The organism is Martinezella lusitana (assembly GCF_010668395.1).
In the GTDB taxonomy this organism is placed as follows: Bacteria; Pseudomonadota; Alphaproteobacteria; order Rhizobiales; family Rhizobiaceae; genus Rhizobium; species Rhizobium lusitanum_A.
Window position 1 is genome coordinate 87524 of record NZ_WUEY01000017.1, and the last position, 13496, is coordinate 101019.

The 13496-nt window shown below is 61.7% G+C and carries 14 protein-coding genes; 4 read left to right on the forward strand and 10 right to left on the reverse strand.

The features are described 5' to 3' along the window. Positions 1-164: 164 nt before the first annotated feature. A complete protein-coding gene (locus GR212_RS27565; RefSeq protein ID WP_163991536.1) occupies positions 165-890 on the reverse strand; it encodes a DUF899 domain-containing protein in 726 nt (241 codons plus the stop codon). A 72-nt stretch (positions 891-962) separates the two neighbouring features. Between GR212_RS27565 and GR212_RS27570 the strand changes: the two genes are divergently transcribed. Further along, positions 963-1409, forward strand: a complete 447-nt coding sequence (locus GR212_RS27570; RefSeq protein WP_163991538.1) for a MarR family winged helix-turn-helix transcriptional regulator — start codon at positions 963-965, stop codon at positions 1407-1409. A 1-nt stretch (position 1410) separates the two neighbouring features. On the opposite strand, the gene GR212_RS27575 is transcribed toward GR212_RS27570, so the two are convergent. The 3 genes from GR212_RS27575 to GR212_RS27585 all read right to left on the reverse strand — a co-directional run bounded on the left by GR212_RS27575 (position 1411) and on the right by GR212_RS27585 (position 3052). Beyond that, on the reverse strand, positions 1411-2166 hold the full coding sequence (locus GR212_RS27575) for an RES family NAD+ phosphorylase (protein WP_163991540.1): 756 nt from the start codon (positions 2164-2166) through the stop codon (positions 1411-1413). Then, positions 2126-2509 (reverse strand): MbcA/ParS/Xre antitoxin family protein, encoded by a 384-nt coding sequence (locus tag GR212_RS27580; protein WP_163991541.1) that lies wholly within the window; start codon positions 2507-2509, stop codon positions 2126-2128. Before GR212_RS27580 ends, GR212_RS27575 begins: the two co-directional genes overlap by 41 nt. A 120-nt stretch (positions 2510-2629) precedes the next feature. Continuing rightward, positions 2630-3052 (reverse strand): organic hydroperoxide resistance protein, encoded by a 423-nt coding sequence (locus GR212_RS27585; protein WP_163991543.1) that lies wholly within the window; start codon positions 3050-3052, stop codon positions 2630-2632. Between the two features lie 134 nt (positions 3053-3186). Between GR212_RS27585 and GR212_RS27590 the strand changes: the two genes are divergently transcribed. Further along, positions 3187-3651 carry a MarR family winged helix-turn-helix transcriptional regulator gene (locus GR212_RS27590; protein ID WP_163991545.1) on the forward strand — a complete coding sequence of 155 codons (465 nt, stop codon included), beginning with the start codon at positions 3187-3189 and terminating at the stop codon, positions 3649-3651. 106 nt (positions 3652-3757) lie between these two features. Here GR212_RS27590 and tnpA read toward each other — a convergent pair whose 3' ends face one another. From tnpA to GR212_RS27605, 3 genes are all read right to left on the reverse strand, one after another. Further along, the gene (gene tnpA / locus GR212_RS27595; protein WP_113356627.1) at positions 3758-4192 is read right to left on the reverse strand and encodes an IS200/IS605 family transposase; all 435 of its coding nucleotides are present in this window, start codon (positions 4190-4192) and stop codon (positions 3758-3760) included. Between the two features lie 160 nt (positions 4193-4352). Further along, positions 4353-5084 carry a L,D-transpeptidase gene (locus GR212_RS27600; protein ID WP_163991547.1) on the reverse strand — a complete coding sequence of 244 codons (732 nt, stop codon included), beginning with the start codon at positions 5082-5084 and terminating at the stop codon, positions 4353-4355. Positions 5085-5245: 161 nt separating this feature from the next. Beyond that, positions 5246-6049: a L,D-transpeptidase gene (locus GR212_RS27605; RefSeq protein ID WP_432444413.1), complete on the reverse strand. Its 804-nt coding sequence runs from the start codon at positions 6047-6049 to the stop codon at positions 5246-5248. A gap of 171 nt (positions 6050-6220) precedes the next feature. Here GR212_RS27605 and GR212_RS27610 point away from each other — a divergent pair, with 171 nt between their 5' ends. Together GR212_RS27610 and scpA are read left to right on the forward strand one after the other, a co-directional pair. Next, positions 6221-7573 carry a methylmalonyl-CoA mutase family protein gene (locus tag GR212_RS27610; protein ID WP_163991548.1) on the forward strand — a complete coding sequence of 451 codons (1353 nt, stop codon included), beginning with the start codon at positions 6221-6223 and terminating at the stop codon, positions 7571-7573. Positions 7574-7607: 34 nt separating this feature from the next. Further along, positions 7608-9740, forward strand: coding sequence for a methylmalonyl-CoA mutase (gene scpA / locus GR212_RS27615; RefSeq protein WP_163991550.1), 2133 nt, complete (start codon positions 7608-7610; stop codon positions 9738-9740). Positions 9741-9769: 29 nt separating this feature from the next. Here scpA and GR212_RS27620 read toward each other — a convergent pair whose 3' ends face one another. From GR212_RS27620 to GR212_RS27630, 3 genes are all read right to left on the reverse strand, one after another. Beyond that, positions 9770-10756, reverse strand: a complete 987-nt coding sequence (locus GR212_RS27620; protein ID WP_163991552.1) for an alpha/beta hydrolase family protein — start codon at positions 10754-10756, stop codon at positions 9770-9772. 89 nt (positions 10757-10845) lie between these two features. Then, a complete protein-coding gene (locus tag GR212_RS27625) occupies positions 10846-12483 on the reverse strand; it encodes a cisplatin damage response ATP-dependent DNA ligase (RefSeq protein WP_163991553.1) in 1638 nt (545 codons plus the stop codon). Next, entirely contained in the window at positions 12483-13493 is a 1011-nt protein-coding gene (locus tag GR212_RS27630; RefSeq protein ID WP_163991555.1) for a ligase-associated DNA damage response exonuclease, read from the reverse strand. The genes GR212_RS27625 and GR212_RS27630 overlap by 1 nt, the downstream gene beginning before the upstream one ends. Positions 13494-13496 lie beyond the last annotated feature (3 nt).

Below are 13496 nucleotides of genomic sequence, written 5' to 3' on the forward strand. Positions count from 1 at the left end.
GTCGGCGCAGGCGCATCATGCCCGACGACAATGACGGCCGAACGATGGTCGATCGATTGATCCATCCGTTTCCCGGCAAGCAGGCGTCGGGCATTTCCTAGGCACAGAACGCAGCAGCTCGACCGCTGTTCCCCATTGGGTGAATTCAAGGGCCTCATCATGCCTCAATGGCAGCAGGAATGCGCCTTCGCCGCATCCTCATATTCGTCGTGGCGGCGGACAAAATGCATCGTGCCGTTTTCATTCCGTCCCTTCGGGGCACGATCGAGGATCATCAGCGTGCCGATCAATTCCTCGGGGCCGCGGGCATAGCTCGAGTAGGTATGGAAGATATTGCCGGCTTCGTCCTTGTAGAAGGCACTGAGGCCGGGAAGCTCGTCATATCCTTCGGCCGATTCCATCGGCGTGAAATTGTAGAAGACCGTCTCGCCGGCGAGCTGCTCCTTCGAAAAGGAGACGTGATAGTCGAAATTGAAATCGTTGGCGAAGGACGACACCCAGGGGAACCCCCAGCCCATGCGCTTCCTGTACGCCTCCACCTTCTGCAGCGGCGCGCGGGAAACGGCCACGAGCGTCACGTCGTGATGATTGAGATGCGGAAGCGTTCCATCGAGATGGTCGGCGAGGAAGGAGCAGCCGGTGCAGCCGGCATCCCAGTCCGGTCCGAGCATGAAATGGTAGACGATCAGCTGGCTGCGGCCATCGAAGAGATCCGCGAGCGTCTTCCTGCCGGCAGGCGTGTCGAAGACATAGTCTTTTTCGACCTTTACCCAAGGCAGCGCCAAGCGCTCCGCGTTGACGCGATCGCGAAGATGCGTTGCCTCCTTCTCCCTGGCAAGCAGCTGGCGGCGGGCCTCCAGCCATACGTCCCTGGAAACGACCTGGTTCATTGTCAGCGCCCTCCTCCGGCCTACCAACTACCAAAATCTTGACAAATACATTGATATCAATATTAATGAATCATGTCAAACGCAGTCGAAATTCCCTTTGAAACCACGCTGTTAGTGCGCGATACCTGCCTTTGCCTGCATGTGCAGCGGGCCGCCCGCGCGCTTGCCCGCCGCTTTGACGAAGCGTTGCGGCCGTTTGGGCTCACCAATGGTCAATTCTCTCTGATGATGTCCCTGAACAGGCCTGCGCCGGCCTCAATGGGATCGGTTACGGCGCTGCTGGCAATAGACCAGACGACGCTGACGGCGGCCTTAAAACCGCTGGAACGGCGTGGATGGGTCAGCATCGTACCCAATCCCAAGGATCGCCGCGCCCGCCTGCTGAGCCTTACGCCATCAGGAAAGGTAGCGCTCGCCGCCGCCGTTCCGATCTGGAAGGCCACTCACGCGGCGCTGGAAGAACGGCTGCCCGATGGCAATGGCGACCGCTTGCGCGGCGATCTGGCTGCTTTGCTCTGAACTAACGCGTCGATAGCCGGGGATCCGCCTCGAAATCCCGCCGTTCGAAACCGATTCGACGCCGTGGAAATTCGCATAGCGCCTGCACGCCGGCACGCGACAGCCGGATGCGCCAGGTCTGGCGTTCGACCGGCTCCCGCGCCGAAAAGGCCTTTGCCGTGAGCAGCGCGATGTTCCTGCCTCCCTGAGGATCCCGGACGGATCGATAGAGAATGGCCTCGATGCCGCCGCTTCGCGCCGTCTCGGCAAGCGACTGGCAGGGCTCGTAGTTGACCGGATCGGTCCACTGCTGCCGATCGCGATCCAACGGCGGCGCGGTCAGATCGACTGCCGCCTTCGTGGCGATGACCGCGGCAAAGGCGGTATATTCGGCCGCATTGACGGGCAGCGGCGTATCGGGGGAATCGCGGAAGAAGAGCAGCCGGTAGAAGCTCATTTCCGCCAGGGCCGTCTCCACCTGCTCCGAGGCATAGAAAACGCCGAGCGTGCGGCCCGCGCGGCGGAAACGAGACCCGTGGGGATAGATCGCGCCATAGCGAAAGGGCGTCGCCAGCAAATAATCGAGGTCGGCGCATTCCGGCGGCAGCGCCGGCTTGCTTTCCTCCAGGACGCTTTCGAGAAGAGCCTGCTCTTCCAGAGTATCGACCAGCTTCAGCGTCGAAACCTGATGCTGCGATTCCACCAGCCGCCAATAATGGCCGGAGATGGCCCGCGCCTCAGACGAGAGCGCGGCGGGCGTCCAGATAGGCAAGGACATCTGTCAAACCGGAAATGGAAGTGATCTTGTCGATTGGCGCTGCGCCGAAGGCGAGATTGCCGTTGCGCAGCCACTGACGCGAGACGGCTTCGTCACCACCGACGATGGCATCGAGCGAACGGAAGAGGCGAACGAGAAGCACGGCAAGTTCGAACGGCTTGCTATCGCGCTCCAGCAGATGGTCCTGCCGTTTCATGCGCGAGACGGTCGCCTCCGACACGCCGATGATGGCCGCGAGTATGCGGGCATTCAATCCCAGCCGGTCGGCAGCATTGACGACGGCCTTGGTGATGACGAGTCCCTCACCGGGCATTGTCTGGTTTATAAGTTGAGCCTTTGCCATAGCCACATCCTTTCCTAGGAAAAGATATAGCAACTTTCTTGCAAAAGAAAAGGAGCGGTCGGCAAAGCCTCCGCTCCTGATCTCTTTATGTCGCCTTTTCAGGCGGCGCGCAGGGCTGGCTCAGGCAACCGTCACCGGCACTTCGGTCGACGTGCGCAGGGCGTGGCTGTAGGGGCATACGATATGCGCTGCAGCAGCGAGCTTTTCAGCCTCGGCCTTGTCCATGCCGGGGATATGAACGGCCAGGGATACTTCGATGCCGAAGCCGCCGCCATCCGCACGCGGACCGATGCCAACGGTTGCCGTAACCTTTGCATCTTCCGGAATCTTGACCTTCTGCTGGCCCGCGACAAATTTCAGGGCACCCAGGAAGCAGGCGGAATAGCCGGCTGCAAAGAGCTGCTCCGGATTGGTGCCGGTGGCGCCGTCGCCGCCGAGTTCCTTCGGCACGGTCAGCGTGACGTCGAGGACGCCATTTTCGGAAACTGCACGGCCGGCGCGGCCACCGGTGGCGGAAGCTTTGGTGGTGTAGAGAATAGGCATGTCATGTCTCCCTTCGGTTTGGATGATGATTATATACATCACGATTTAATCGTGCGCAATATTTATTTTTTGCAATTTGATTTTGCAAGGTGAATTTGTGACAATGCTCCCAACAAGAAAATGGCGGAGCAGCAATGACGGACAAGGCCGATGGGCAGATCATGATACCCGAAGAGGAAAAGCGGCTGGAAAGTCAGCTTTGCTTTGCGGTTTACAGTGCCGCACATGCCTTCAATCGCGCCTACAAGCCGATTCTCGATCGCGTCGGCCTCACCTATCCGCAATATCTCGTCATGCTCGTCCTGTGGGAAAAGGGCGCCCTCTCGGTCAAGACGATCGGCGAGAAGCTGGATCTCGATTCCGGGACGCTCTCGCCGCTTCTCAAGCGGCTGGAACAGGCCGGCCTGATCAGCCGCGCGCGCGATCCGAAGGACGAGCGGCAGGTAATCATCTCGCTGACGGAAAAAGGAACGGACATGAAATGCCAGGTGGGCATGATCATGGACGCCATCGGCCAGGCGACTGGCTGCGATATGGCCGAAATGGCCAATCTGCGCGATCGGCTGCAGCAGCTTAAGGCAAATTTGGCAGCGGATTGAAGCCTGCGCATCAGCGCCGCCTGCTCTTGAGAAAAGTCATGACCTCCACCAAAGGTGGAGGTTTGAAACGCTGCGCTTGAACCACTAGAAGTGGTTTTGTTAGTGCTTAGTAGCTACGATTAAAGAGGTCGGCAAAGTCGGAAGCTTTGTCGGCCTTTTCTTGGTTCCGGATATATTGTCTGACGACCTGCTCATTATAGCCCGTCGTCGACACGAAATACCCACGTGCCCAAAAGTGATACCCTTTGTAGCGGCGCTTACGCGCGTACTTGTTGGCAATGTAAAGAGCCGTCTTGCCCTTCAAAAATCCAACTATATGCGCGACCGAGTATTTCGGCGGGATCGATATCAACATGTGGACATGATCGGGCATCAAATGACCCTCTTCGATCTGGCAGCCCTTTTGCTGAGCCAGACGACGTAAGAGTTCACCCAACTCTCGACGCACATCCCCGTAGAGTCTTTTCGTTCGGTATTTGCTGCCAAAAACAACGTGATATTTGCAGTCCCACGTCGCATGCGAGAGCGATTGCTCATCCATATAACCTCCTTGTTTGAAGTCTGGGCCACGCCAGCGGTTCAAGCAGGAGGTCTCTCAACTACCGTGTAAAACTCGTCCAGTCCTCCACCGTAGGTGGAGGTTTATTCTTGATATAATCAAAAGGACGCCGAAGACGGCGTCCTTTTGCGAATATGCGATATCAGGCCGTGACGAGGATCGGAGCGCGCTCCGGTACGCGATCATAGAGATCGATGACGTCCTGGTTCAGCAGGCGCACGCAGCCGGAGGAGACGGCCTTGCCGATGGAGCGCCAGTCGGGATTGCCGTGCAGGCGATAAAGCGAATCCTGCTTGTCCTCGAAAATGTAGAGAGCACGGGCGCCGAGCGGGTTCATCAGGCCCGGATCCATGCCACCATTGGAGATGGAGTATTTGGTGAGTTCCGGCTGACGGGCAACCATTTCATCCGGCGGGTTCCAGCGCGGCCACTTCTTGCGCCACTGGATGATGCCGCGGCCCTGCCAGGCGAAGCCTTCACGGCCGACGCCGATGCCGTATCGCATGGCGGTGCCGCCCTGCTCGGTCACGTAGAGCATGCGCTGGGTGGTGTTGACGACCACGGAGCCGGGCGCTTCGCCTGTCGGATCGATGACCCGCTGGCGATAGAAGCGCGGATCGATCTGCTTGTAGGGAACCGCCGGAACATGGAAGCCGCCGTCATCCACGGCCGCGTAGATCACGGCCGGGTCCGGTTGCTCGCCATCATAGCTGGAGAACCAGCTGCGGAACGGCCTGGGTGAACCGGTATATTGCACCGGGCTGACGACGGGGCCGTTGTCGATGGTGGAAGCACAGCCGGCGAGCGTCGAAACGGCGCCAATGCCAGCAAAGGCGAGGAAATTACGTCGGGATAGAGATGAAGGAAGGCTCATGTCGACAGCATAGTTCCTATTGAGGGGGAAGCGAAACCCGCAACATGCGATCTGATTCGGCTCCCCGCGAGGTTTGCAGAGACAAGCGCAAAACTAAAGAGCGCAGCCGTACCCCGCTATCGCACTTATGCAACATCACGAAAATTTGTGGTAAAATACCGCTACAAAACGACGATTTCCGTCTTATCGGGCACTCGGTTGTAGAGATCTATCACGTCCTGGTTGAGCATTCGCACGCAACCCGAAGACGCGGCCTTGCCGATCGACTGCCAATCCGGCGTCCCGTGAACGCGGTAGAGCGTGTCCCGGCCGTTCTGATAGATATAGAGCGCCCGCGCGCCAAGCGGGTTCGTAGGCCCTGGGTTCATGCCGCCGCGCTCGGCCGAAATCGATCGCATCTGCGGTTCGCGCGCGACCATTTCGGAGGGCGGCGTCCAGCGCGGCCATTTCTGCTTCCACTGGATAAGACCCCTTCCATGCCAGGCGTATCCCGCCGCGCCGAGGCCGACACCATAGCGCATGGCCTTGCCGCCCGGCTCGACGAAATAGAGGAAGTGGTCTCGCGTATCGACGACGATGGTGCCGGGGCGCTCGTTGGTCCGATAGTCCACTTCCTGCCGCAGGAAGCGCGGATCGATGCGCGTGTAGGGAATGGCCGGCAGCGTGAAATCGTCTTCGTTCCGCTGGGCATACATCGCCTGATGCACCGGGTTGAACGTCGGCAGGCCATAGGTCTGATGGAATTGGGTGCGGAAGAGATCGCGCGCCTGTGGCACGGGCTGCACCGGCAGGCGCTTCACCTTCTGCGGATCGATGCCTTCCGGACGATAGAAGACCGGCGCCGTTTCCTGGGCGAAGCGATCCGGGTCGGTCGCGCCGGTGTCGGGAATGATGCTGCATGCCGATAGTCCAGCCAGGGCGGCGGCGGCGAGCAGGTGACGGGAGGCAGGCAGCAGATCGGCCATCATCGAAAACCATTGGAACATATCGGATCGGCCGCATAATGACCGTCGCGGCTGGAGCGAAGCTGGCGTCGATGGCGAAGGCGGCAGCCGCGAAGATATTGCGCCGACTGGCCAAACTCCTGTTTTCCCTCGCGGCATCATGGGCTAGACCATTGCGGTACGGAGGATCGCATGAATATCGACAGTCTCGACCCGGGCATCTTCGACCAGACCGATCACAAGGCCTGGCTGAAGCTGGTGGAACGGGCGCTGAAAGGCAAGGATTTCCAGGAAACGCTGGCGTCGCAAACGGATGATGGCATTGCCATCGAGCCGCTTTACGAGCGACGTCGCGATTGCGCCCCGCTTTCGCGCCAACGAGCCGATGAGCCCTGGACGGTGGTTCAGCGCATGGATGATCCGAATAGGGAGCGGGCACTCGCACAGCTCGGCGACGATCTTGCCAATGGCGCAAACGGCACCTGTCTCGTCTCCAAAACCTCCGCTTCCGCGTTCGGCATTGGCTTGGATGCGCAAATCCCGGGCCTTTCCGGCGCGCTTGCAGCTGCCTTGTCGCGCAAGGCCACAACGCTGCGTCTCGATGGCTTCACGCCCAACGTCATCGAAGCCTTGACGACATCGCTCGCGGATGGCGGCGCCCGAACATGGCATCTCGGTCTCGATGCATTTTCGACGGGCGAGGAACAGGCTTCCCTCTCAAATGACTTCAGGCGCTTCGCCAAAGACCGCATCACGGGCACCATCGTCAACGCGGATGGTCGCGCCGTGCACAATGCCGGCGGAACCGAGGCGCAGGAATTGGCGGTGATGGCCGCAAGCCTTGTGGGCCATTTGCGATTGCTTGAAGAGGCCGGCCTTTCGCCGGAAAAAGCGCTCCGGGCGACGAGCCTCTGCATCTCCGCCGATCAGAACCAGTTCATGACGATCGCAAAGATACGCGCGGCGCGGCTGATTTTTGCCAGGATCGCCGAAGCCTGCGGCGTCTCGGATCCGCAGCCGGCGCATCTCTTCGCGGAAACCAGCTATCGCATGCTGACCCGCCTGGACCCAGAGACGAATATTCTGCGCAACGCGATCGCGGTCTTTTCGGCCGGCGTCGGCGGCGCCGACGAGGTCTCCGTTCTGCCGCACAACCTGACGCACGGCATTCCCGACCCGCTGGCGCGGCGTCTGGCGCGCAACACGCAGACGATCCTCATGGCCGAAAGCCACCTCGACCATGTCGTCGATCCCGCTGCCGGGGCCGGCGGCATCGAAACGCTGACCGATGCGCTGGCCGAACGGGCCTGGGAGATTTTCACCGGGATAGAAGGCAAAGGCGGCTTGGCCAAGGCAATCGCCGGCGGCGAACTGGCGGCGATGGTTGCCAAGGCACGGAAGGACCGGAACGCCAAGCCGATCGTGGGAACGACGCTGTTCGCGATGAAGACCGAACGGCCGGTAACCGTCCTGGGGGCTTTGGGTCCGATCACGGGTGGCATGGGATTGATGCCGGTGCGACTGGACGAGGGAGTGGAGGCATGAGAATGAATGTCGCATTCGCGGAGGCATCGGCTCAATGACCCGTATCCCAAACTTCGCCACCATTCCCTGGGCCAGACCGCAAGCAACATCGCCAACGAGCGATGCAGCAGCCTGGGAGACCCCGGAAGGCATCAGCGTCAAGCGCAGCTACGATGAAAGCGACCTCAGCGGCCTGAACTTCCTCGATACCTATCCGGGTGCGGCGCCTTTCCTGCGCGGCCCCTACCCGACCATGTACGTCCAGCAGCCCTGGACCATCCGCCAGTATGCCGGCTTCTCCACGGCCGAGGAGTCCAACGCCTTCTACCGCCGCAATCTTGCGGCCGGGCAGAAGGGCCTTTCCGTTGCCTTCGATCTCGCCACCCACCGCGGCTATGACAGCGATCATCCGCGCGTCGCGGGCGATGTCGGCATGGCGGGGGTGGCGATCGATTCCATTCTCGACATGCGCCAGCTTTTCGATGGCATCCCGCTCGACGAGATGAGCGTGTCGATGACCATGAACGGCGCGGTGCTGCCGATCATGGCGCTCTATATCGTCGCGGCGGAGGAACAGGGCGTCTCCGAGGACAAGCTTTCCGGCACGATCCAGAACGACATTCTCAAGGAGTTCATGGTTCGCAACACCTATATCTATCCGCCGCAGCCCTCGATGCGGATCGTTTCGGACATTTTCAGCTATACCAGCCAGCGGATGCCGAAGTTCAACTCCATCTCGATCTCCGGCTACCACATGCAGGAGGCCGGCGCGACGGCGGACCTGGAGCTGGCCTATACGATCGCCGACGGCATAGAATATGCGCGGGCCGGCGTCGCCGCCGGGCTCGATATCGACAGCTTCGCGCCCCGCCTCTCCTTCTTCTGGGCCGTCGGCATGAACTTCTTCATGGAAGTCGCCAAGATGCGCGCGGGACGGCTGATCTGGGCCGCGCTGATGCAGAAGAACTTCGCGCCGAAGGACCAGAAATCCCTCGCGCTCCGGACGCACAGCCAGACCTCCGGCTGGTCGTTGACGGCGCAGGACCCGATGAACAACATCATCCGCACCATGGTCGAGGCGATGGCGGCGACGCAGGGGCACACCCAGTCGCTCCACACCAACTCCTTCGACGAAGCGCTGGCTCTGCCGACCGATCATTCCGCCCGTATTGCCCGCAACACGCAGATCCTGCTGCAGAAGGAATCGGGCACGACCGGCATCATCGACCCCTGGGGCGGTTCGGCCTATGTCGAGCGGCTGACCCATGATCTCGCAGCCCGCGCCCTTGCCCATATCGAGGAAGTCGAGGCGCTTGGCGGCATGGCGAAGGCGATCGAAAAAGGCATTCCGAAACTTCGGATCGAGGAAGCGGCCGCGCGCACGCAAGCGCGCATCGACAGCGGCCACCAGACCGTCGTCGGCATCAATTTTTCCAAGCCGGAAAAGGATATCGAAGTCGATGTGCTGAAGGTCGATAATTCCGAGGTGCGCGCCCGGCAGCTCTCCAAACTTCAGCAGCTGAAAGGCACGCGCGAGACCGCAGCGGTGGAGAGCGCATTGGATGCGCTGACCGATGCCGCGCGAAACGGCACCGGCAACCTGCTCGATTTTGCGGTCAAGGCGGCGAGAGCCAGAGCCACCGTCGGCGAAATCTCGCTGGCGCTGGAAAAGGCCTATGGCCGTCATGTCGCCGAGATCAGGACCATTTCGGGCGTCTACCGCAAGGAAGTCGGCTCCGAGGATCCGGTCTTCAACGCGGCAGTGGCCAAGGTGGAGGAGTTCCGCAGGGCACGGGGCGAGAAGCCGCGCATCCTCATCGCCAAGATGGGCCAGGACGGGCACGATCGCGGCCAGAAGGTCATCGCCACGGCCTTTGCCGATCTCGGTTTCGATGTCGTGGTCGGCGCCATGTTCCAGACCCCGGAGGAAGTGGCCGATGTCGCCGTGCGCGAGGGCGTGGATATCGTCGGCGCATCGTCGCTTGCCGCTGGCCATCTGACGCTGGTGCCGGAACTGAAGGCTGCGCTCGCGCGCCGCCATGCCGGCAAGGTGCTGATTGCCGTCGGCGGCGTCATTCCGCCCCAGGATTTCGCGGCACTGGAAGCAGCCGGCGCGGACGCGATCTTCCCGCCCGGAACCGTGATCGCGGAAGCGGCAACGGCGCTGATCGACAGGCTCATGGCCTAGAACTGTTTAAAGCGGTTCCCGAAACCGCTTTAAACGGCCACGCTCCTGAAGAACTCGATGCTTTGCTCAATTTCACCCGGCAGAGCCGAATTATGGCTGCCCGGCACCGTCGCCATTTCCATCTTCACGCCGGCGGCTGTCGCCCGTTTCGAGAGAAGCGCCAGGCGCGAATCGAAATGGGCTTCCTCGGTGCCATGAAACAATTTTACCGGGCTTTTGAAGCTGTGCGCGTAGCAGAGCGGCGAGCGCATCTGGAATTCGCGCGGGTTTCTGGTGTTGAAGCGGATATCCTGCGGATAGCGGCCGAAGAAGGCATAGGCATCCGGATTGCCCGATATCGGCACGACCGCGCGGAACCGCTTCGTCGACATGGCGGCCAGCATGGCCAGCGTGCCGCCGATGCTGTGCCCGGCGAGGAACATGCGATGCGGATCGACGCCCGGCAGGTGCCGCAGCCGGTTGGATGCAGCGAGCACATCGGCGACTTCATCGTAAAAGCCGGAGAAATTGCCCTTCTGGCCATTCTCGCCGCGCATGGATGGGATCATGACGACATAGCCCGCATCGATATAGGGCTTCATCAGCTGCCAATGCCCCTGGCCGATGGCGTTGCCGCCATGCAGGAAAAGCACCGCCGGCTTCGGCTTGGCCGAGCGCGTGTACCGGGAAACCCAGGCGACGAGCTCCAGTTCGCCACCGAGGCCGCTGCGATAGAAAAGCTGGTCGGCCGTCGATGGCGTGACCAAGGGTTCGTAGATGTCGGGAGCCGGCCCCTTGCTCAGCAGGTCGGTTCGAAACACATGGCGCTCGTTGGCATAGTCGCCCGCAAGCTGCGGCGGCGCATCCGCAGCCTTTTCATCGCTGCGGGCGATCTCACCCTTGCTCTCGCCGGGTTTGCTCCCGGCCGTGCTGTCATCGGCCGCCCTGACGATGCCGGGCGCAAAAAGCGAGACGGCGAGGCCGGCAAGAACGCCGCGGCGATTGGGACGAAATACGTTGTCGTCAGACATGGTCATGGGCTCTGTCCAAATATCCCGGCGCGGCACAAATCTGCACGGGTCGAAAGGCAAGGCCAACTCACATTGTGGTGAGGAATCGCCTTGTGCTATTCATCGACAGCGGGAGCCTTTGCGTCAATCAGTGCAATCAAACTTTCCAGCCGATTCGCCTCATAAGGCGGCTTATCCAGCCGCAGCCGTGCAATGCGCGGAAAACGCATTGCGACGCCCGATTTGTGGCGCGTGGAACGGTTGATCCCTTCAAAGGCCACTTCAAGCACGAAGCCGAAATCGCGATCGGCGCGTACGGCCCGCACCGGGCCGAAGCGATCGACCGTGTTGTTGCGCACGAACTTGTCGAGCACTTCCAGCTCCGCGTCGGTGAAGCCGAAATAGGCCTTGCCGACAGGCACGAGCTGCTCGCCTTCCGGCGTCGTCGCCCAGACGCCGAAGGTGAAATCGGAATAGTAGCTGGAGCGCTTGCCGTGGCCGCGCTGCGCGTACATCAGCACGGCATCGACATTATACGGATCCCGTTTCCACTTGAACCAAGGACCTTTGGCGCGGCCGGCAAGGTAGGCGCTGTCCCGGCGCTTTATCATCACGCCTTCGATCACCGGATCCGGCGGCGCGGTGCGCAGCCGGTCCAGCTCCTCCCAGGAGGAGAAATCGACGAGCGGCGAGAGATCGAAGCGGTCGTGCGGCGCGGCTTCGACAATCTCCGTCAGCCGTTCGCGCCGATCGAGGAAGCCGCGGGCGCGCACGTCCTCCGCCCCATCGAACAGGAGATCGTAAGCGCGAATGAAAGCCGGAAATTCGTCCAGCATCTTTGAGGTGACGGTCTTGCGGTTGAGACGTTGCTGCAGATCGGAAAAGCTGCGCGTCGGGCTGTTGGAACGCACGGTGCCACCGACCAGCAACTCGCCATCCATGACGCCCTCGAAATTTATCGCATCCACGATATCGGGGAAAGCTCCGGAGATATCGTCGCCGGAGCGCGAATAGAGCTTGCTCGTGTCGCCCGCGCGCGAAAGCTGGACGCGAATGCCATCCCATTTCCACTCGGCGGCGAAATCGCTGGGGTCGAGCCCGTCGAGATCGCCCGGCTCGACCGGATTGGCGAGCATGACGGAATGGAAGATCGCCGGTGTCGCCAGTATCGGCCGCTCGTCCTTGCCCTCAAGCCAGCGAAACAGGCTCTCATAGGGCGGCTGCAACCCATGCCACAGCGTTTCGATTTCGGTCACGTCCTTGCCGCCAAGCTCGGCCAGCGCCTGTTTGGCGAGGCGGGCCGAGACGCCGATGCGCAACGCGCCGGTCGCAAGCTTCAGGAAGGCGAAACGTCCCGACGTATCCAGCCGGTCGAGCAGATCGCGGACGAAGCTGCGCACCTCGGTGCGCCCCAGCGCGTTCATGCGGCGCACGACGTCGCCGAGCTTCGGCTGCTCGCCGACAGGGCGCTCGATATCGCTCTCCTTGTCCCAGACAAGCGAGATCGTCTCCGCGAGGTCGCCGACATAATCGTAGGAATAGCGGAACAGCACCTCGTCCATGCGCTCGAGAACGAGCTCGCGCAGCATGGCGGGCTTGACGTTGCGCACCTCGAGCGTGCCGGCGATGGCGGCCAGGCCATAGCCTCGGTCGGGGTCGGGCGTGTCGCGGAAATAGTCGGTCAGCAGCTTCAGCTTGCCGTTGCGGCTCGGCGTCAGCACCAGGCGGTCGAGAAGGTCGGCAAAGGCTTTCATCAATCGCCCTCGTCTTCGTAGCCGATGAGATGAAGCGGCTTGGCGGCGATGCCCTGCAGCTCGCACCAGCGCACCAGCGCCTCCTCGCGGCCGTGCGTGACCCAGACCTCGCCCGGCTTCAGATCGGAGATCGTCTCGGTCAGCTCCGGCCAGTCGCAATGGTCCGATATGACCAGCGGCAGCTCGACGCCAAGCTGCTTGGCGCGCTGGCGCACCATCATCCAGCCGGAAGCAAAGGCCGGCAGCGGCTCATGAAACCGTCTTGCCCAGCGGTCCTGAAACGCGGAGGGCGGGCCGACGACGACAGCGCCCTGAAAGATGGTTTGATCCTTGCTCTCGATGGTGGCCGGCCGCAGCTCGCCAAGCGCGATGCCTTGACTGACATAGTAGTCGCACAGCGTTTCCAGCGCGCCGTGAATATAGATCGGCCGGTCGTAGCCGGCATCGCGCAGCAGCCGGATGACGCGCTGCGCCTTGCCGAGCGCGTAGGCGCCGATCAGGTGCGTTCGCTCGGGAAACTGGCGAAGCGAGGCCAGGAGCTTGCGCGTCTCGGCCATGGGATCGGGATGATGGAACACCGGCAGGCCGAACGTGGCCTCGGTGATGAAAACATCGCAGGGCACCGGCACATAGGCCGCGCAGGTCGGGTCCGGCCGGCGCTTGTAATCGCCGGAAACGACGATGCGCAGGCCATCCTTCTCCACCGCGATCTGCGCCGAGCCAAGGACATGGCCGGCGGGGTGGAACTGCACCTTGACACCGTTGATCGTCACCGGCTCGCCAAAGGCAACCGCCTGTTCGGAGCCTGCAAAGCCATCGCCATAACGGATACGCATGATGTCGAGCGTCTGGCGCGTGGCGAGCACATGGGCATGGCCGGAGCGGGCGTGGTCTGAATGGCCATGCGTGACCAACGCCCGCTCGACCGGCTGCACGGGGTCGATATAAAAGCCACCGATCGGGCAAAACAGTCCCTCAGGCGCTGGATAAAGCAGTTGGTCCGGTCTCATGAC